13 protein-coding genes are annotated in these 19174 nt (G+C 40.4%); 6 read left to right on the top strand and 7 right to left on the bottom strand.

Annotation, left to right across the window (positions count from 1 at the left end):
• Window positions 1-79: 79 nt before the first annotated feature.
• Window positions 80-2815, bottom strand: coding sequence for a right-handed parallel beta-helix repeat-containing protein (locus L2567_RS02760; RefSeq protein WP_235296163.1), 2736 nt, complete (start codon window positions 2813-2815; stop codon window positions 80-82).
• 250 nt (window positions 2816-3065) lie between these two features.
• On the opposite strand from L2567_RS02760, the gene L2567_RS02755 reads away from it, so the two are divergent.
• Entirely contained in the window at window positions 3066-3683 is a 618-nt protein-coding gene (locus L2567_RS02755) for an outer membrane beta-barrel protein (protein WP_235296162.1), read from the top strand.
• Window positions 3684-3758: 75 nt separating this feature from the next.
• Window positions 3759-4580, top strand: a complete 822-nt coding sequence (gene blaOXA / locus L2567_RS02750) for a class D beta-lactamase (RefSeq protein WP_235296161.1) — start codon at window positions 3759-3761, stop codon at window positions 4578-4580.
• Window positions 4581-4585: 5 nt separating this feature from the next.
• Here blaOXA and L2567_RS02745 read toward each other — a convergent pair whose 3' ends face one another.
• From L2567_RS02745 to L2567_RS02735, 3 genes are read right to left on the bottom strand one after another with little or no spacing between them, the layout of a single operon-like run.
• Window positions 4586-7180: a T9SS type A sorting domain-containing protein gene (locus tag L2567_RS02745; RefSeq protein ID WP_235296160.1), complete on the bottom strand. Its 2595-nt coding sequence runs from the start codon at window positions 7178-7180 to the stop codon at window positions 4586-4588.
• Window positions 7181-7219: 39 nt separating this feature from the next.
• A complete protein-coding gene (locus L2567_RS02740) occupies window positions 7220-8638 on the bottom strand; it encodes a flotillin family protein (protein ID WP_235296159.1) in 1419 nt (472 codons plus the stop codon).
• A gap of 44 nt (window positions 8639-8682) precedes the next feature.
• Entirely contained in the window at window positions 8683-9216 is a 534-nt protein-coding gene (locus L2567_RS02735) for a hypothetical protein (RefSeq protein WP_235296158.1), read from the bottom strand.
• A 161-nt stretch (window positions 9217-9377) separates the two neighbouring features.
• Between L2567_RS02735 and L2567_RS02730 the strand changes: the two genes are divergently transcribed.
• The 4 genes from L2567_RS02730 (at window position 9378) to acs (ending at window position 16774) form a co-directional block, all read left to right on the top strand.
• On the top strand, window positions 9378-12632 hold the full coding sequence (locus L2567_RS02730) for a WD40/YVTN/BNR-like repeat-containing protein (RefSeq protein WP_235296157.1): 3255 nt from the start codon (window positions 9378-9380) through the stop codon (window positions 12630-12632).
• Between the two features lie 260 nt (window positions 12633-12892).
• Complete coding sequence (locus L2567_RS02725) at window positions 12893-13150, top strand: DUF4212 domain-containing protein (protein ID WP_235296156.1); 258 nt, start codon at window positions 12893-12895, stop codon at window positions 13148-13150.
• Window positions 13147-14871 (top strand): sodium:solute symporter family protein, encoded by a 1725-nt coding sequence (locus L2567_RS02720; protein WP_235296155.1) that lies wholly within the window; start codon window positions 13147-13149, stop codon window positions 14869-14871. Before L2567_RS02725 ends, L2567_RS02720 begins: the two co-directional genes overlap by 4 nt.
• Before the next feature lie 10 nt (window positions 14872-14881).
• Window positions 14882-16774 carry an acetate--CoA ligase gene (gene acs, locus L2567_RS02715; RefSeq protein WP_235296154.1) on the top strand — a complete coding sequence of 631 codons (1893 nt, stop codon included), beginning with the start codon at window positions 14882-14884 and terminating at the stop codon, window positions 16772-16774.
• 2 nt (window positions 16775-16776) lie between these two features.
• Here acs and L2567_RS02710 read toward each other — a convergent pair whose 3' ends face one another.
• The 3 genes from L2567_RS02710 to L2567_RS02700 all read right to left on the bottom strand — a co-directional run bounded on the left by L2567_RS02710 (window position 16777) and on the right by L2567_RS02700 (window position 19167).
• Window positions 16777-17568 (bottom strand): anti-sigma factor, encoded by a 792-nt coding sequence (locus L2567_RS02710; RefSeq protein WP_235296153.1) that lies wholly within the window; start codon window positions 17566-17568, stop codon window positions 16777-16779.
• Window positions 17565-18161 carry an RNA polymerase sigma factor gene (locus L2567_RS02705; protein ID WP_235296152.1) on the bottom strand — a complete coding sequence of 199 codons (597 nt, stop codon included), beginning with the start codon at window positions 18159-18161 and terminating at the stop codon, window positions 17565-17567. Before L2567_RS02705 ends, L2567_RS02710 begins: the two co-directional genes overlap by 4 nt.
• 259 nt (window positions 18162-18420) lie before the next feature.
• On the bottom strand, window positions 18421-19167 hold the full coding sequence (locus L2567_RS02700) for a lysophospholipid acyltransferase family protein (protein WP_235296151.1): 747 nt from the start codon (window positions 19165-19167) through the stop codon (window positions 18421-18423).
• Window positions 19168-19174: the final 7 nt, after the last annotated feature.

Genomic DNA, 19174 nt, shown 5'->3' with positions numbered 1-19174 from the left:
TATATGTATTTACACCATTAATTGTGAAATTTATAATTAAGCAGCATAAAATATTGTTTTTGTATGATTAGGCAGTATCCTATTCGCTTGCGTTAAGGATCAATTCAGCTCCGGGAGGTATATCAAGCTTTCCGTTGGATGATACAATGATTGAAAAAGCTTCTGCAGTGAAACCAATAGGAATGGTCACTGAACTGCCAGACCCTATGACTACTATATTATTGCTGTTAGGAAAATGTTTGCTGCTCCAGTTTTGTGCATTTTCATTCCAATTGCCATTAAGAGGACCAACCCATTTGTTGACCAAAGTCTCATCTATTCTTCCGTCGCCATTATTGTCAATTCCATCTCTGACTTCTTCTCCCAGGATGGTATTAATTCTGTAAGCTGCAATAGCTGGAACTCGTCCATAAACACTGTTAGAAGGAGTTCCTCCATCAGATATTGATAAGTATAAAATGCCTGAGGAAGGATCAAAGCTTCCTCCGCTTATCTCATGAAATTCCACACTTCCTTTGTTTGCATCAATTTGATATGGTACAGTAAACTGACCATAAGTGTAAGGTCGGACATCATGAGGATTCATTATACCACTTTTAACTTTTGCTAAGTCATTTACATCCCAGAGCCAATAATAGTTGTAGTAATCTTCAGCGTGGTAGGGACATGGACCACCGCATAAGTAGCCATCATTTTGAGTCGCTTTATAACCTATTCCGGATTGATGACCTCCGGAAGATCCGAGGGTGAGATATGAGCTTGTTCCAGGAACAATGAACCCATAACTAGCCTGAGATTCACTGGTCCAAATGTGATTGTTGCCTACCGTTGCATCTGCATCTTGAAAGGTGTGTCCACTTGGTGTTTCGCCATTGACTTCTATAAGATTATAAAAAGCATTGTCATAATGCGAGAAATTTGCATGCAATGGTGTAGCTAAACTAAAGTCCAATAAGCTTATGGTAGAAATCACTTGAGTAGTGTTGATAGTCATAGAGCTGGGATCAAAAACAAAGGCAGATGGGCCAATGCTATGCCTGCTTGCAATGGGATATTTACTTGAACTGCCCACCAGGTATTGACCTCCTAATTCTGCAGTCCAGCTTTCAGGTATTTCTGATATCCAACCAGCGGCATGAGCCTTATCAGCCAGATGATAATATCCCGTAACCAGGGATGAAGCGAGATTGGAAGGTGACTCTACAAAAAGCGTTGTTTGACTGTTGTCCCCTGGAGCATCGTAATATTCAATGACATTGACCATGAGACGACCATCTATCAAATGCATTCCGGTAATTTGATCAAGATTTTGTGCGTTTCCGTTCGTTGTACTTCCAAGGATTTGCTTGAAATCCTGAAGGAAGGTAGCAAGGTTTAAATCGTCAATAATTTCTGTCTGCTTTAATTCTGGGATTGCAAATTCTGCAATGGCATCTTCATGATTGTGTCCTACTAAGAATATCGAATGATTTAAAGAATTATAGGCAATCGCACCGGATGCGTAATTGGCATTGGATTCACCTTGCTCATTACCAGGAATACGAAATCCCCCTAAAAATTCAAGGTCTGAAATTTGAATCAATGGCAATGCTATTGAAGTTTTGCTATATTCATGAGCGCCTATATCATTTTCATTATTATTGGGTCGCAGGATTTGGTCAATGTCAACTGATACTTCATCAAGTGGATCTGCAGAATCAATAACACCCACTATTTCATCTGATACCAAGCGGAGATTGCCTTCAGCCAGTAACTTGAACATTGACGGAATAGCATTAGTGAAGTTAGAGCCAAGTGTCGCTGTACCTCCATTTCGAGACCGGATGAGCCCGTTGGTCAGATTATTTCTAATATCAACATTTGTAGTAGATTCGAAACGATATTCAATGGCATTTGTATATGAAGAAAATATCGAATTGTTGTAAATTTTTGTATCTGGGCAACTCTCCAGACCTATTCCCACATCTACGAACAAGCCTGTGCCATCATTGTAGATCATGTTGTTTCGGATGATACCACCAGATGCCGGGCTCGTCCCCAGCCCATAACCTATTCCCCGATCACAATTGATGATCCAGTTTCTTTCTGCGATCACGTTTGAAGAATGATTCCAAAAATGTATGGCATGCTCGGCCAGACGATCTGCAGGACTCGCTATAGACCTGAAAATATTATCCCTGACCATCCAATCGTCTCCGTCATGAACGTCAATTCCTCCTATGTACCAATTAGGACCTACACCTGCTGTATATTCAAATAAACTACATTGCACTTTGCTTCCATCAGAGCCACCATCCGATGACACACCTTTCAGCATTTGTTCGTAAGTGTTCTGAATCCTGATATTGTGTACCAACAGAGCATCACCGCTAACTGCAATGCCATGATTCCCACAATCTCTAATGGTCAGATCTGCAATGACAATGCTGTCTCCCACTGCGAAAATCACATTCTCTGTATCAGATATTGCTCTCATCCCTGTTCCTGTCAGTATAACGCTATCTCTGATGCCGGAAAGACTTCTGATGACCACATTGCTTGCAGTAATGTAGGGATACCAGGATGGGGATGCAATCTGATATGTTCCGTTTTCGACTAATATGGTCAAATCGCCACCCGTACTGTTGGCGTGGGTGATGGCATTTCTGAATTCTGCCGGACTGCCAACTGTAATTGTCGCACCGTATGTAATGGTGCATGATTCAACTGAATTGTGAAATACATCATCGATGGTACAATTACAATCATTTGCGCTCACGATGTCGCATAAAAAATAGAACAAAAGAATGACAAGAGATTTATAAAAATGGGACATCTTAAATGGATTTAGTACTATCACAGCTAAGCTACAATGATCAGAAATGAGGCTGGAAATAAAGCGAATGAAATGTCTTGGCAATTGTAGGTTTTCTGTAAATCGAGATAGATTAGGAGCTTAGAATTTAATCCATTTACTCATCATGTTAAGATTGTCCTGCAGGAGGCATCAAGTATATCTCTTTTGAACATTTAAGTACACCGAAAGGTAAGATCAATAGTTTTATAACATACAAAAATAAAATTCTATGAAACGCTTTGTTTTATCAATTTGGTTGTTCATTTTATTCATTGGCACAAGCTATGCTCAGTTTTCACTTTTAGTAGAAGGAGGTGGAAATTATGGAAAAGCTTCTGTTTTTGAAACCAACATATTGGAACATGACAATATTCTCAGCTATTATATGGGTGTTATTCCCAAGTTTGCCCTAACAAATAATATAAAAGCAGTTGCAGAATTTCAGTATTCTCGTGAAGGTGCAAACATTCAGAATGGTACCGACGAGGATTTCAAGATCAGACAACACTACGTTCGATTTATCCCGGGAATCGATCTGAGAATTGCTGGACCCATCAGTCTTTTGGGTGGTTTAAACATCGGATATGCTGCCGCGCAAACCATCAGGCAGGATGGAGTCTTGATTACATCAAATGACCGTGTGGAGCAATTTGAAAGATCTGATTATGGTCTCTTACTTGGGGCTAATGCAAATTTTAGTGGGCTGAATTTTTCTATCAAGTATAATTATGGATTTAGAAACCTAAATAAGGTCGATATCACCGATCAAGATGGGAATAATATAGACGATGTATCCGTTAAGAATAGATTTCTCCAGGTAGGGGTTGGATACGAATTTGGACAATAACCGTCTCTGTGACGACTACATAAATAATTTCGAAGTGAGCTATAATATTATGGCTCACTTTTTCATTTCATTGATATGAAGATACCAAGTTTATTGTTTCTCTCTGTTTGGTTTTACGATTTCTCAACACAGATTACACAAAAGCCCATTGACATTACTCATGAAAGACGTGCGGCACCTGTTTTTCAGGCTATTTTGGATTCTGCACAAGTAAGAGGATCAATTTTAATCTATGACTTGAAACGGGACATTTATCATTCTAATGATTTTGAGAGAGCTGAAACCGCATTTATACCGGCATCTACATTCAAGATACCTAATTCACTCATCGCTTTGGAAACAGAAGTAATAAAGGACGAATATTTTATATTTGAATGGGATGGGATCGAACGTTCAGTCGAAAATTGGAATCAGGACCTAACCTTTAAACAAGCTTTTCATTATTCCTGCGTTCCGTGTTTTCAAAGAATAGCAGATCAAGTCGGTGCTGAACGAATGCAAAAATATGTAGAATCGTTAAAATTTGGACAGATGGAGGTGACTCAGGAGTCGCTGACCACATTTTGGTTAATGGGTGATTCTGAAATTAGTTCTTTAGAGCAAATAGCTTTTTTGAAACGATTGTATAGCGGTGAGTTACCTATCAGCAAAAGGACAGAGGAAATTGCAAAGCGAATGATGGTGTCAGAAGCAGGAGATCATTATTCTATGATTAGTAAGACAGGGTGGAGTTCCAATGGTATTTTGTGGTATGTGGGATATCTCGAAATGGGAGATGAGGCATACTTTTTCGCGACCAATCTGGATCATAGAGTAGGAATGGATTTAGGGGTTAGAATTCATGCGACAAAACAAGCACTTCATATCATTGCTGGTTTACCTTACATCAAGTCATAGTCAAGTTATTCCTTTAGAAATTTTGCAATCTCTAAAGAGTGCTCCATATGGATTTCAAACAGGTATACTCCTGGCAGCAAAGAAGCGATATTCATATGGTATTGCTTGGTAAATGGTTCAACGGTTGTGATCAGTTCACCGTTGAAGTTACTTAGTTCTAATTTAAGTATTTGGTCTCGGGCTGTGATAGTGATATCATCTTTAACCGGGTTCGGAAAGATTTTCACTTCACTTTTTTTCATATCATCATCTATTGAAACACTCATGCAAGATAAAGTGGCCTCCCAGCCTTCAAAATTAAGCTGATCATCCGATTCAAAAGTAAGATATAAGTCTCCTCCCATTTGTGATGCTTCGTAGGATCCAGGCTCCAATATGCCATCCTCTGAATTGGATAACTCTATGGCTTCAGCTGAAGAACCATCATAGATCCTAAGAAAATCAAAACCTGTTTCTATGTCTACAAAACTGAAATCAATGGATAAAAGTGTATGGTCACCAGGTGATTCGATCAACAAGCCATATTTTTCATTGTCTTGATAGGTGGAATCTATGCCCCCACTATCATAAAAAAGGTCGCCACATTCTGGGGTAGCTGGCCCCATACGAAAGTTTAAGGGATCAGAAAGGATAGAAATACCACGATCTTCACAATTAGCCGTAACATACACTTCATATGCAAAGCCAGGGACCAAATTCTCTATAGTGGCAAAAGATTCATCTACTGCAGTCTCAATCTGAAATAGAGGACTTTCGTTCATCACATCAGTTCCAGCTTCATATCCAAATAAGGTAAAACCACCTGTAGCACTTACCACCTTATTCCAACTCAGTTCTACTTTATCGGTGCCAATTTGATCAATGGACAAGCCACCCACCGCAGCACACTCTGAATTACTCTGAACTTCAATACAAAAGTTGCCGGTTAATCCATTGAATCCGCTTACCTGGATAAAATATATTTCTTCTGGCGTGAGCGAATCCAAAAATAAAATAGAATTGAAGTCAATGTCTTCACCACTATCCTGATCACAGGCAATAGGTTGGGATAATGTTGAAAGATCATTGCAGTCACCTGGACTTGCAAATAAAGCAATCTCAGTATCCAACAAAGTGGCCGGCAGCAAATCTGTGGTAATCGTCACAGTACCATTTTGAGGAGCAACAAAGGAAAACCAAACAGTGCTATTGGCTCCTCCATCATAGCAGTTGGCTCCGGGTTCGGAAACTTCAGTAGTTGCATTTATGTTGGTAAAAGAGGCTTCCGCACAGCCACCATTAACTTCGAGAAAATTCGCGTTGCATAGATTATCATTAGCAGGCGTGTTCCTTGTCATATAATTAATGAAAATTATGCTTGAATCATCCTGATTACATAAGGTTTTTAATCCGATTATATATGGGGTTCCGGTTTGAAGTCCTGAAATCCATGTGAAATTTCGAGTAGAGTCAACTTGCAATTCTATAATGGTATCCTGTAAGGTTTCATCTTCAAATACAAAGACGGAAAAGCCAATATTGGATACATTGGAAGCATTCCAGGTAACCAATAAGCTATCCTTATCTTCAAATTGGACTTGCAAGCTATTGGCGGTGGCGCAGCCATCAAGGTCAAGACAGTCACCGATCAATTGTAAGACACCTTCACTTTCTGTCAATTGCCACAATGAGCCTGGATCACTTTGCTTTTTAGCCAATGGCAGTCCGGTCACACCGGTAGAGAGGGTTTCCCAACCAATAGGTTCTAAAGGGTCTTCATTTTTGGCGGTTATTTGGATCCAATATCTTTGCTCTCTATTCTCATTACCAGTAAATCTGATCGGATTATTTAAATTAATGGTCACTTCGCGAAAATTGAAGTCTAAATTTTGGCCTATGACCGGTTGTTCTGCTGGAATCATGTTACGTAGAATTTCTCCATATTGATCACCCGGTAAGCCATTGAAGTCGTTAAAAAAGACAATATCTAATGAATCAATTTCAGTATTGGATAACAGGTTCACTTTTATTGAATTTAAAGTGAAAACAGAAGTGTTAGCAGAGACCATGAAATCGGCAGCAACAGATTGAGTACCATTGTTGATCAGTTCCACTGCTTCGAACTGATTGCTCATCTCATTCAATCCGCAAAAATCATTTTGAGAACTTTCCGATGTAATTTCAATAGTAAAATTTCCTTCTGGACCTTCTGATTCATCCCAATAGCCGACATTGACAAAATACTTTAAGCCCAGGATGGTTTTGATCCTTCCTTGTTCACCCCCATTGCTAAATGATTCATCAATGCTTTTCACACAGCGAAGCCCATCACATGAGCCGGTATACACCCCGATTTCCACATCAAATTCATCAGTCTGAATTCCAATATGGGTAGTGCTTCCTGTTCCTAAAAAACTAAACCAAACACCGTCGTTCATGTCACCACATCCCGGTAAATCTATCGAACCTAAATTATTGGTCGCTTGTGTTGCATCCACGGTGTCAACAAATGGTAGATTGTCAATAAAAATTGCATTTACACAATCATCATTAGAAGGTGGCTGAGAATAAATCAGCCCACTATAAAAGCAGGCCAATGTGATAATGATATGTCGAAGCATCTAGTTAGTTAGCAATTGAACTACAAAGATAGCCAAAATCTATTCTTCGGTCACTTCAGGAGTTTCTGGTTTTCCGTTTTTAGATGCAAGGACTTCTTTTGATTTAACAAGTGCTTCAGGTAAGCTCATGCCTGACTGCTCAAGAAAATCATTTAATTTAGGAAGCATTCCATAGAGGCCCTCTACAAAATTACCCATTCCATCACCGCTTCCATTGTCATACACTACCACCTTGTCTATCTTTAGGTCTTTGATCGCTTCCACCTGTATTTTAGCAATATCAGTTAATTTATCCAACATCAGATATCCAATGGCACTCTGGGCATCTCCACCTGCAGCATGCACAAGTTTTCTAAAACCTTCAGCTTGCTTACTTAGTAACTCCTCAATTCCTTCAGCCTGAGCTTTGTAATTCGCAAGAGTGGCTGCAGCTTGACCATTGGCTAGTTCAATTTTAGTAGCGGCCTGTGCTTGTGCATCTATGATCGCTTTCTCTTTTTCAATGTCGGCTTCTACCACTTCATCAGCTTGCTTTCTGGCTTTCTCCATAGCGAATCTTGCTTCTTCTGATTCTTTTTCGGCCAGGTATGCTTCTTGTAGAGCTTTAGCCGATGCCACTTTTCGAGCTGCAGTTGCTCTTCGCTCAGCCTCTGCTATCTGTACATCCCTTTCTGCATCGGATGTAGCGATTCTGATGGCAGCTTCATTCTTACCTGCTTTGGCCTGAGCTTCCGCGTCCGCCTCTCCAATTTCCGCCTTTGAATTTGCATCTGATACTTTAATTCTCTGTTCTCTTTGAGCCTCAGCTTCACCAATGGAACCTGTTCTTAGCTCATTGGCGACTTTCACTTTGGCATCATTGATTGCTTTGGCTGCAGCCTCTTTTCCAAGGGCAGAAATATATCCTGATTCATCGTGAATATCAGTGACATTCACATTGATGAGTTCTAGACCTATCTTATTGAGCTCATTGCCAACGTGACCATAGACAGATTCCACAAATTTATCTCGGTCGGAATTGAGTTCTTCAATCCGCATATTGGCAATGACCAATCTCATTTGACCCATGATGATATCCTGAGCCAGCGCAGCAATATTCTTACGATCAAGGCCCAAGAGTCTCTCAGCAGCTGAAATCATAAGATTGGACTTGTTGCTTATGCCCACTGTGAATTGAGCAGGTACGGACACTCTGATATTCTGATTGGATAAAGCGTCTTTGAGATTGACATCAATAGAAAGCGGTGTTAAATCCAGATATTGGTAATCCTGGATAACCGGCCAGACAAATGCGGCACCACCTGCATAACATTTTGCACTTGCTCCTCCACCCGTTTTACCGTAGACCACAAGGATCTTATCCGATGGACATCTTTTGTAACGACTGATAAAGAACAATAGGAGTAGAAAAAGCAATACCAGAATGGCTGCGGGTAGAGCAAAAATTTCTAAGTTCATAGTTAATTTATTTAATTGTGAATGAAGGGCTTCTTCAAGCCACATTATTTAGTTTCCTTGTAAAGAATGACTTCAGCTACTTCCTGGTCGACTTGCAAAATTAAAACCTCACTTCCGGTAGCGATTTCTTCTGAAGCCTTTGCTTTTAATTCCCGATTTACTCCATTGATATTGACCTTTATCAATCCAGTTCCTTCTTCAGGTATTCTAAGATAAACTTCGGCATTTTTACCTTCTGCCTGGTGATAATCCCAATTTACGTTTGATTGCAAGCTCAGCAAAAGTCTCAGAAAATAGCTGAGAATAAAGACAGCTGCCACTCCGGAAATAAGTGACAGTAAAATAGTCAAGATAGGGTTTGTGGATGCACCCAGCAATAATTTAGCAGTATAACTACCTATGGCAATAAAGGTCAAGCCTGACTTTACTATTCCTAATCCTCCAGCATCAACCTCCGTGTCTACTCCTAAGTCTAAATCTAAATCCATCCCTCCCAGAATTGATAATAGAAGAAGAATGAAAAGTAAGCCTCCAGAAATAATGGAGATATAGTAAAAGATTTGAATGATCGACTCCATTGGAAAGAATGTTAAGAAAATCTTAAATTATATAACTATAATGCATATTGGTTACAAAGTGGTTCCAATCCGGGATTAAGTTAGTCTATAAATCCCGCATATTAGTAGAAGACACCAGATTTTAATTATCTTTTGAGCTGAATTTAAATCTAACAAATTTTATGAGATCATTTATATTACTACTATTTACTATTTGTTTTTTTGCAATGCCTATGTCAGGGCAAAAGAGAGCAGAAAAACAAGAAGACAAGAAAGAGAAAGAAGAAAAAGTTAATCTAAAAGGCCTGGAATGGCGAAACATCGGACCAGCCTTCGCTTCTGGAAGAATAGCTGACATTGCCATGCATCCACAGAATGAAAACGTGTGGTATGTAGCTGTAGGGTCCGGGGGTGTCTGGAAAACAGAGAATTCTGGAACCACCTGGAAACCGATTTTTGATGGACAATCGACCTATTCTACTGGTTGCGTAACTATTGATCCAAGCATTAATTCTACGATCTGGGTCGGTACAGGCGAGAATGTCGGTGGAAGGCATGTAGGATTTGGAGACGGCATCTACAAAAGTACCGATGACGGAAGTACATGGAAAAATATGGGGCTGAAGGACTCGGAGCACATTTCTAAGATCATCGTACATCCTGATGATTCAGAGGTTATATTTGTTGCTGCTCAGGGACCACTTTGGAGCAAAGGTGGAGAGCGCGGATTTTATAAATCTACCGATGGAGGAGAGACCTGGAATAAAACGCTTGGTGACGATGAATGGACAGGTGTTACGGATATCGTAATGGATCCTACAAACTCTGATATTATTTATGCGGCCACTTGGGATAGACATCGAACTGTCGCCGCTTATATGGGAGGAGGGCCTGGATCTGGAATTCATCGAAGTATGGACGGAGGAGAAACATGGACTGCCTTAACTAACGGAATTCCAGGTTCCAACTTAGGTAAAATCGGTCTGGCAATTTCACCGTTTGACAATGAGACGATCTATGCCGCCATAGAGCTAGATCGCACTAAAGGAGGGCTCTTTATGTCTGAAAATATGGGCGCTTCATGGAAAAAAATGTCTGATGCCGTTTCTGGAGCAACAGGTCCGCATTATTATCAGGAATTATATGCTTCTCCTCATTATGAAGGTACGATTTATCTGATGGATGTAAGAATCCAAGTGTCTCATGACCATGGTAAAACCTTTGATAGATTGAAGGAATCCGACAAGCATTCTGATAATCACTATATAGGATTTAGAAAAGATGAGCCTGGTTATTTACTAGTGGGTACGGATGCAGGTATTTACGAATCACATGACAATGCTGAAAATTGGAGATTTATTGATAATTTACCCATTACCCAATATTATAAAGTAGCAGTTGATGATTCGGAACCTTTTTATATGGTATATGGAGGTACACAGGACAATGGTTCACATGGTGGTCCTTCGAGGACTGATAACAGACATGGAATTCGTAATGCTGACTGGTTTAAAACTTTGGGTGCTGATGGACATCAATCCGCTACTGAACCAGGCAATCCCAATATTATGTATGCTGAAACCCAGCAGGGGGGACTTCACAGAGTCGATCGCATTACCGGTGAACAGGTTAATATTCAGCCCAAAGCTAGACCAGGAGAAAAATTTGAACGATTCAATTGGGATGCACCTATAGTAGTGAGTCCGCACCAACCGTCCAGATTATATTTCGCTTCCTATAGAGTATGGAAGTCTGATGATCGCGGAGACTCATGGACTGCTATTTCTGGAGATTTGACCAAAGATCAGGAAAGAATCAGCCTTCCTATTATGGGAAAAGTCCAAAGTTGGGACAATCCTTGGGATGTCAATGCAATGTCGAACTATAATACCATCTCATCTTTGGCAGAATCACCGATACAGGCAGGATTGCTTTACGTAGGTACGGATGATGGTATTTTTCAGGTTTCTGAAAATGATGGTCAATCGTGGATGAAAGTGGAACTTGGATCTATATCAGGTATGCCTGCAACGGCATTTGTGAACAATGTTTATGCTGATTTACATGATAGCAATGTGGTTTATCTTGCCGCCGACAATCATAAATATGGTGACTTTAAACCTTACTTATTCAAAAGCACAGATAAAGGTAAAAGCTGGAAATCTATGGTAGGGGATTTACCCGATCGACATTTGGTTTGGAGGGTAGTTCAAGATCATGAAGATCCTAACCTATTATTTGCAGCGACAGAGTTTGGAGTATTTTATACAAAGAATAATGGTGCGAATTGGACTAAACTTTCTTCAGGTATGCCTACCATCCCGATCAGGGATATTACGATTCAACGGAGAGAGAATGATTTAGTCGCAGCATCTTTTGGTCGGGGTTTCTATATTCTGGATAATTATACGCCACTTCGTCAATTAGACGATGAGGTACTTAAAAAAGAGGCTCATTTATTCCCAGTTAAAGATGCCTTGTGGTACGAACCAAAGTCGGTCGTTGGAACAATGGGTGCTTCTTATTACACTGCTTCTAATCCAGAGCATGGAGCAACATTTACCTATTATCTGAAGGATGATTATCCAACGATGGCCTCTGAACGTAAGAAGGCAGAAAAGGAATTGATGAAAGAATCAAAAGACATCCCTTTTCCAGGTTGGGAAGCGCTAGCAGATGAAAAAGATGAAGAAGAGGTAATGCTTGTTTTCACGGTAAAGGATGCGTCTGGAAATGTGGTCAATGTAATGGAAACCAAACCTAAAAAAGGTGTCCAACGAGTCACATGGGATATGACGAGGATGTCTAAGAGTCCAGTTACCCTTCCGACAGGCAGAGGGAGAGGCTTCGGAGGTAGAGGATTTAATGCTCAGCCGGGTAAGTATTCTGTAAGTATGGGTAAAAAAGAAGATGGAGTGATTACAGATTTTGGTGAAATGCAAGAATTTGAGCTGGTGCCATTAAGAGATGGTGCTTTGCCAAGCAAACCAAAATCAGAAGTCATTGCCTTTAGAAAAGAATTTGAGGACTTCCAGGAAAGAATGACGGAGGTTACCACTTCTTTACAGAATGCAGAGCGAAAACATGGTGCCTTGGAAACTGCTTTGTCAAGAGTTGACAAAAACTATGCTGAATTGTCAAAGATGGTTTACGATGCTGCGATTACATTCAGAGCATTAGACAGAGCGATGAATGGTGATCCAGTGAAAGACGAAATCGGAGAGAGGTATGCACCGACACCAAGATCAGCAATGTGGCAAGGCTATGGTGCACTCAATAGCACTTATGGCCCTACACAGAGTCAAATTGATGTGGTAAAAGGTGCTGAAGGGCAGCTTGAGGAGATTGCCGAGAAAGTGGAGGATTTCCATGAAACGCTTAAGACCATTGCTGATAAAATGGAAGAAAGTGGTGCACCTTGGATTGAAGGTTTTTAGTCCGTAGGTTCGACACTTTTATTTGATAAACAATTTTGAAGGACAATCTGCCAGTCCCATTTGCATAACTGATCATTCACTTCAGTGCTGCTTTGGGACTGGCAAATTTGATTTGTGAGGTTTGGTAAACGTTTCTCTTCTTGCTGATAAATCGTGCAAGTCCCATGAATACAGATAAATTAAGCATCGTAAAGCTACTACTATCTATTTTTTCTTGAAAGGTTTGTGCATTCTCAGTACTTATCACTAATTTGATCCTTATGGATCAAAACCTTCGAACAGCCTACTGGCGTAAGAACCTCATGTATTTGTCATGCTTACTCAGTATATGGTTTCTTGTATCCTATGGATGCGGGATTCTACTGGCAGATTACTTGAATCAATTTAAAATTGGCGGCTTTCCGCTTGGTTTTTGGTTTGCTCAACAAGGAGCAATCTATGTTTTTGTGATTTTAATTTTCATTTACGTGTGGTTGATGAACAGACTAGACCGAAAATTTGAAGTGGACGAAATATGAGCATACAGATTTGGTCTTATTTAATCGTTGGATTTACCTTCGCATTGTACATTGGTGTTGCCATTTGGGCTCGAGCTGGATCAACCAATGATTTTTATGTAGCTGGTGGAGGGGTTCATCCGGTAATGAACGGCATGGCTACTGCCGCAGACTGGATGTCTGCTGCGTCTTTTTTGTCCATGGCGGGTCTCATTTCTTTTATGGGATATGATGGTGCCCAATATTTGATGGGCTGGACAGGCGGCTACGTACTGCTTGCCTTACTATTAGCGCCTTATCTTAGAAAATTTGGTCAGTTTACAGTCCCGGACTTCATTGGGGAAAGATATTATACTCAAACTGCCAGATTGGTCGCAGTAATCTGTGCCCTCTTTGTTAGTTTTACTTATGTGGTAGGACAAATGAAAGGGGTAGGGGTCGCCTTTAGCAGATTTTTAGGTGTAGAATTTGGTACTGGTGTGCTGATCGGATCTGCCATCGTTTTTTTCTACGCGGTACTTGGAGGTATGAAAGGAATAACGTATACACAGGTTGCGCAATTCTGTGTACTCATTTTTGCCTTTACAGTACCGGCTATCTTCGTTTCATTACAAATGGTTGATCATCCTGTTCCACAAATTGGTATGGGTGGAAATATGTCCGATGGAACAGCCTTGTTAGCCAAGTTAAATCAACTATCAGTAGACCTGGGGTTTCATGAGTACACCAAGCCCAACAAACCCCGAATAGATCTCTTTTGCGTCACCGCAGCTCTCATGCTGGGTACTGCTGGGTTGCCTCATGTTATAGTGAGGTTCTTCACAGTTCCTAAGGTAAAAGATGCCCGAATGTCAGCAGGGTGGGCCTTGCTATTTATCGCTATTCTTTATACAACAGCTCCGGCAGTGGCTGCATTTGCTCGAACCAATGTAATCACCAGTATTGACAATGTCGATTATGAACAGGTACCTAAATGGTTTAATAGTTGGGAAGAAACCGGACTTCTCAAATTTGAAGATAAGAACGGAGATGGCAAGATTCAATATTATAATGATCAAAATGAAGCTTTTGTAAACGGTGTTGCCAACGAACGCGGCTGGGAAGGGAATGAGCTAGTGACATTTGATAGGGACATTATTGTATTAGCCAGCCCTGAGATTGCAAAACTACCAGCTTGGGTAATCGCTTTGATGGTGGCCGGTGGACTTGCAGCTGCCCTTTCAACGGCTGCGGGCTTGTTACTTGTGATATCAAGTTCCATTTCCCATGACTTGTTAAAAAAGTGGTTGATGCCTAAAATCAGTGAAAAAGGAGAATTGAGAGCTGCGCGAATAGCTATTGCAGTTGCAGTCCTAGTGGCCGGCTATGCTGGATATAACCCGCCTGATTATGTGGCAGCCATCGTTGCTTTTGCCTTTGGCCTCGCAGCTTCATCATTCTTTCCGGCTATCATTTTAGGTATTTTTGATAAAAGAATGAACATGCAAGGCGCAGTGACTGGAATGATAGTGGGTCTGGTCTTCACGGCGAGCTACATTATCTATTTCAAGTTTGGCGGCGGGACACCAGATCAATATTGGTTTGAAATTTCTCCAGAAGGTATTGGAACCATTGGGATGCTGGTAAATTTGGTGATTTCTTTAATAGTCAGTAGATTAACACCCGCTCCTCCTGATACTGTTCAGGAACTCGTTGAAAACATTAGAATTCCCAGAGGTGCAGGGAAAGCAGTAAATCATTAAAATGTAAGTTATGACTCATCAGATCAAAGATTTAAATGACTATAAGGACGCTTATGAAAGAAGTACGAATGATCCGGAGAAGTTTTGGTCAAAACAAGCAGAGACCTTTCATTGGCATAAAAAGTGGGACAGGACATTAGATTGGAATTTTAAAGAACCTAAAGTCGAGTGGTTCAAGGGTGGAAAATTGAATATAACAGAGAATTGTCTAGATAGGCATATCACTGAGAGAGGAGATCAAACTGCGATACTCTGGGAAGCCAATGATCCTGAAAAGGAATCAAAACATTTTACTTACAGGGAGTTGCTAGCAAGTGTTTGTCAATGTGCAAACGCTCTTAAAGACTTAGGAGTTGAAAAAGGAGACCGTATCGTTTTCTACATGCCCATGGTTCCCGAACTGGCGATTGGCATACTGGCATGTGCCCGTATAGGCGCGGTACATTCTGTTGTTTTTGCAGGTTTTTCAGCACAAGCTTTAGCTGATAGGGTAGATGATGCTCAAGCAAAAATGATTATTTGTTCAGACTTCAATAATAGAGGGGAAAAGCACATTCCTGTTAAATCCGTCGTCGATAATGCAATGGACATTGGTTGTAATAGTGTAGAGCATGTCCTGGTGCATCAAAATACCGGTGATGACGTAAACTGGAGTGACGATACTGACTTATGGTGGCACGAACAGATCGAGAATCAGTCAGAAGAATGTCCGGCGGAAGTGATGGATGCGGAGGATATGCTTTTTATTTTATACACTTCCGGGTCAACAGGTAAGCCCAAAGGGGTGGTTCATACTTGCGGTGGTTACATGGTCTATACTTGCTATACATTTAGGAATGTCTTTCAATACCAGGAAGGTGATATTTATTGGTGTACCGCGGATATCGGATGGATCACAGGTCATTCTTACATTGTATATGGTCCACTGCTAGCCGGCGCTACAACCATGATGTTTGAAGGGGTTCCCACCTATCCTGATCCTGGAAGATTTTGGGATATATGTGAAAAACATAAAGTGAATCAGTTTTACACTGCGCCTACCGCTATCCGAGCTTTAATGGCAATGGGAGACCAATGGCCTGCAAAGTACGATTTGTCATCTCTTAAGATGCTTGGATCTGTAGGTGAACCTATTAATGAAGAAGCCTGGCATTGGTACGATGAGCACATTGGCAAAAATAAAGCTCCTATTGTAGATACCTGGTGGCAGACTGAAACAGGTGGTATTATGATTACTCCTCTTCCAGGAATTACAGATACCAAACCGACTTACGCTTCTTATCCTATGCCTGGGATTCAGACCGTTCTTTTAAATACTGAAGGACAGATTATTGAAGGCAATGACGTGGAAGGACTTCTTTGTGTAAAATTTCCATGGCCTTCTATTTTACGGACAACGTATGGGGATCATGAACGCTGCAGGCAGACCTATTTCTCCACCTTTCCAGGCTATTATTTCACAGGTGATGGTGCCAGAAGAGATCAGGATGGCCGTATCAGGGTAATTGGTCGGGTGGATGATGTCATCAATGTTTCTGGACACAGAATGGGTACTGCTGAGGTCGAGAATGCAATTAATGAACATGAGGAAGTAATAGAATCCGCAGTGGTGGGCTATCCGCACGATATCAAAGGGCAAGGAATTTACGCCTATGTCATTGTAAGTGAAAATCATTCTGAAGACATTGAAAATGAAATCAGGAATGTCGTTCGCAAAGAAATCGGACCCATTGCAAAACCGGATAAAATACAGATAGTGTCAGGGCTACCCAAAACAAGATCAGGCAAGATCATGAGAAGGATATTAAGAAAAATTGCATCAGATGATACTTCTAATTTGGGTGATACCAGCACGCTATTAAATCCAGAAGTCGTTGAAGAAGTGATCAAAGGAAAGATCTAGTCTTATACTCCTATGGTCCCAATCAACTGATTTAGATTTGGCACTTGAGCACCTGCCGCATCTTCAATGGTAATGGCATATGTAGCTGTTCCTTCTTCGAAATCTACAGGAATAATCTGATTTTCAGCGTTGGCAAATACCGTTAATGGAATAGGATCTTGCTCTTCTTTCAACGACCATAACTGGAAAGCCTGATTGGCTGCAATAGAAGGCAAAGCCAGTGCCTGAATATAGTTTAGTTGAAGCTCAGCATTAGTATGCAGGTACAAATTAGTGGCTGCAAAATTACCAGTGGGCGTTAGCTGAATGATTCTGTTGCCTGGATTGGTAATGGTATTCATCATGGCTCTTAATTCTGCATTATCAGCAGAGATTGAGTCACAAACACTTTGATAATCAGTGTATTCATCATTGAGCGCAGTATATTGTCCTTCAAGAGTCTCAAAATCATCCAGATTATTATAACCCCACCAAATTCCCCCAATAGCTAATGCTGCAAAGATTAAAAAAGGTAAAAAATAGGGACCTCGACCTCCACCTTTTTGGTTGGTTCGTGGACTGCTAGGATTTTTCCCTGTAATTTCTCTTATAAGTTCTGAACGAAAAGCAGCTCTCGGTTCAACACCATTAGACTCAGCATAAGCACGAAAAGCTCTTTGAATTTCGCTTAGATCTGAATTTAGTTCCGGATACTCTTTCAGATGCGACTCAACTTCTGCAAGTTGTCGTCCTGACAGCAATCCTATCACGTAGGATTCCAGTAATCCAGAATTTCTTATTTCTTCTAAATTCAAAATATAAATATTTTAACAATTATTAGTATAACCAATAAGAAGAGCACGCCCATAAAGAGTTTCTTCTCATCCTTCAAATTTGTTCTAATAATTGAGATAGCCTTTCTGAGTCTTGTTTTAATCGTCCCTATAGGGATGTCTAATTCATCCGACATTTCCTGTTGAGTGTAACCTTTCAAATACAAATACTCTAGAACAATACTATACTTTTCTTCTAAGCCTTGAAGAAGTTTTTTAGCATCTATTGAATCAGCACTTGTTATTGTAACTGATTTGCCTTTATGTACGCGAGGCTCTAAAGATTCGGTTTTTTCCTGACGCTCAAATGACTTGAGTCTCCTTATGTCCAATGAAGAATACCTTACAATTTGGGCCATCCAGGTGTACAAGGTTGCTTTCTGCTCATCGTATTGATTGATGTTTTTCCAAACCTTCAAATAACTATTTTGCAAAGCTTCTTCCGCATATTCCTGGTTGTTCAATACCCGATAGGCGATTCCATAAAGTGCTCTTGAGTAATTATCATATAACAACTCTAGGCCTTTTTCATTTTTCGACTTAATCAGTTCAACGATTTGTTTTGTTACGCTCATCTTTCAATTGAAGTTTGAAGATACAATATTTGTTCGAAGTCCATCATCCTACCTGAACAAACTTGAATTGAAAACCAGATTTGCTTGTGGTCACGTAGTTATAGGTGTTCATGGAATAATGATAAGCTTACTGGAGCTTCTGGTATTCTGATGAGTGATGAGAATGAAATATTTGTTTGGCTTTATTCAAGTCGCTGTTTTAATATCAGTCTTACTTCAGAAAGCAAGGTCAATATTTCAATAGTAATTGTTCTAAGCCTTAGGGTAGCTTTTCGAAGCTACCCTTTTTTTGTATCATATCTCTAGCTTCCTGGACCATTTCATTTACGGTCTTGCCTTCTTTATCAATAGGTGAAAGAACGGTCCATTTTAAGGTAGTAAAACTTCTTAGCGGAAAGAAACCTTTAGGATTAAAATGATGTAGGTTTTGTATACAGATAGGCACCACTATTGCTTCCGGGCACTTACTCAAAATTGTACCCACACCTCCACTCGCAAACGTTTTTAGACCTCCGGTTCGGGATCTGGTGCCTTCCGGAAAAATGGCAACAGAAAAATGATGCTCACAAATGTATTCACCCAAGCGTCTGATTTCTTTGACCGCCTGCACTTTATCTTTGCGATCTATTAAGGCAGCACCACCTTTTCGCAAATTGTAAGAAATACTGGGTATGCCTTTCGATAACTCTACTTTGGACACAAAGAGTGGCCGGTGCTTTCTCAGAAACCATATGATGGCGGGTATGTCAAACATGCTTTGATGGTTGGCTACAAAAATGATGGAACGATCAGTCGGTAGTTGCTCCTCGATCTCAAAGTTTATAGTTGAACCCGTCAGATACCAGCCATAGCACAAAAAGAAATTAAGCACATTTACTACTTTTTGATGAGCCTCTCTTCCAAATAATGTAAAGCTAACCCTCTGAAGGACTTCGAAAATCAGCAATACCGTGAAAAAATAGATGAGATAAAATATACTCAATACATAATCAACGATCCTCTTCATAAATCAA

It is taken from the genome of Portibacter marinus, assembly GCF_021533195.1.
GTDB classification, from domain to species: Bacteria; Bacteroidota; Bacteroidia; order Chitinophagales; family Saprospiraceae; genus Portibacter; species Portibacter marinus.
This window is presented reverse-complemented; position numbering and strand designations above follow the sequence as displayed.

What these genes read in the sequence shown, in the direction of transcription:
- L2567_RS02760 (WP_235296163.1), bottom strand. Translation starts at nt 2,815, where the DNA reads ATGTCCCATTTTTATAAATCTCTTGTCATTCTTTTGTTCTATTTTTTA.
- L2567_RS02755 (WP_235296162.1), top strand. Translation starts at nt 3,066, where the DNA reads ATGAAACGCTTTGTTTTATCAATTTGGTTGTTCATTTTATTCATTGGC.
- blaOXA (WP_235296161.1), top strand. Translation starts at nt 3,759, where the DNA reads ATGAAGATACCAAGTTTATTGTTTCTCTCTGTTTGGTTTTACGATTTC.
- L2567_RS02745 (WP_235296160.1), bottom strand. Translation starts at nt 7,180, where the DNA reads ATGCTTCGACATATCATTATCACATTGGCCTGCTTTTATAGTGGGCTG.
- L2567_RS02740 (WP_235296159.1), bottom strand. Translation starts at nt 8,638, where the DNA reads ATGAACTTAGAAATTTTTGCTCTACCCGCAGCCATTCTGGTATTGCTT.
- L2567_RS02735 (WP_235296158.1), bottom strand. Translation starts at nt 9,216, where the DNA reads ATGGAGTCGATCATTCAAATCTTTTACTATATCTCCATTATTTCTGGA.
- L2567_RS02730 (WP_235296157.1), top strand. Translation starts at nt 9,378, where the DNA reads ATGAGATCATTTATATTACTACTATTTACTATTTGTTTTTTTGCAATG.
- L2567_RS02725 (WP_235296156.1), top strand. Translation starts at nt 12,893, where the DNA reads ATGGATCAAAACCTTCGAACAGCCTACTGGCGTAAGAACCTCATGTAT.
- L2567_RS02720 (WP_235296155.1), top strand. Translation starts at nt 13,147, where the DNA reads ATGAGCATACAGATTTGGTCTTATTTAATCGTTGGATTTACCTTCGCA.
- acs (WP_235296154.1), top strand. Translation starts at nt 14,882, where the DNA reads ATGACTCATCAGATCAAAGATTTAAATGACTATAAGGACGCTTATGAA.
- L2567_RS02705 (WP_235296152.1), bottom strand. Translation starts at nt 18,161, where the DNA reads ATGAGCGTAACAAAACAAATCGTTGAACTGATTAAGTCGAAAAATGAA.
- L2567_RS02700 (WP_235296151.1), bottom strand. Translation starts at nt 19,167, where the DNA reads ATGAAGAGGATCGTTGATTATGTATTGAGTATATTTTATCTCATCTAT.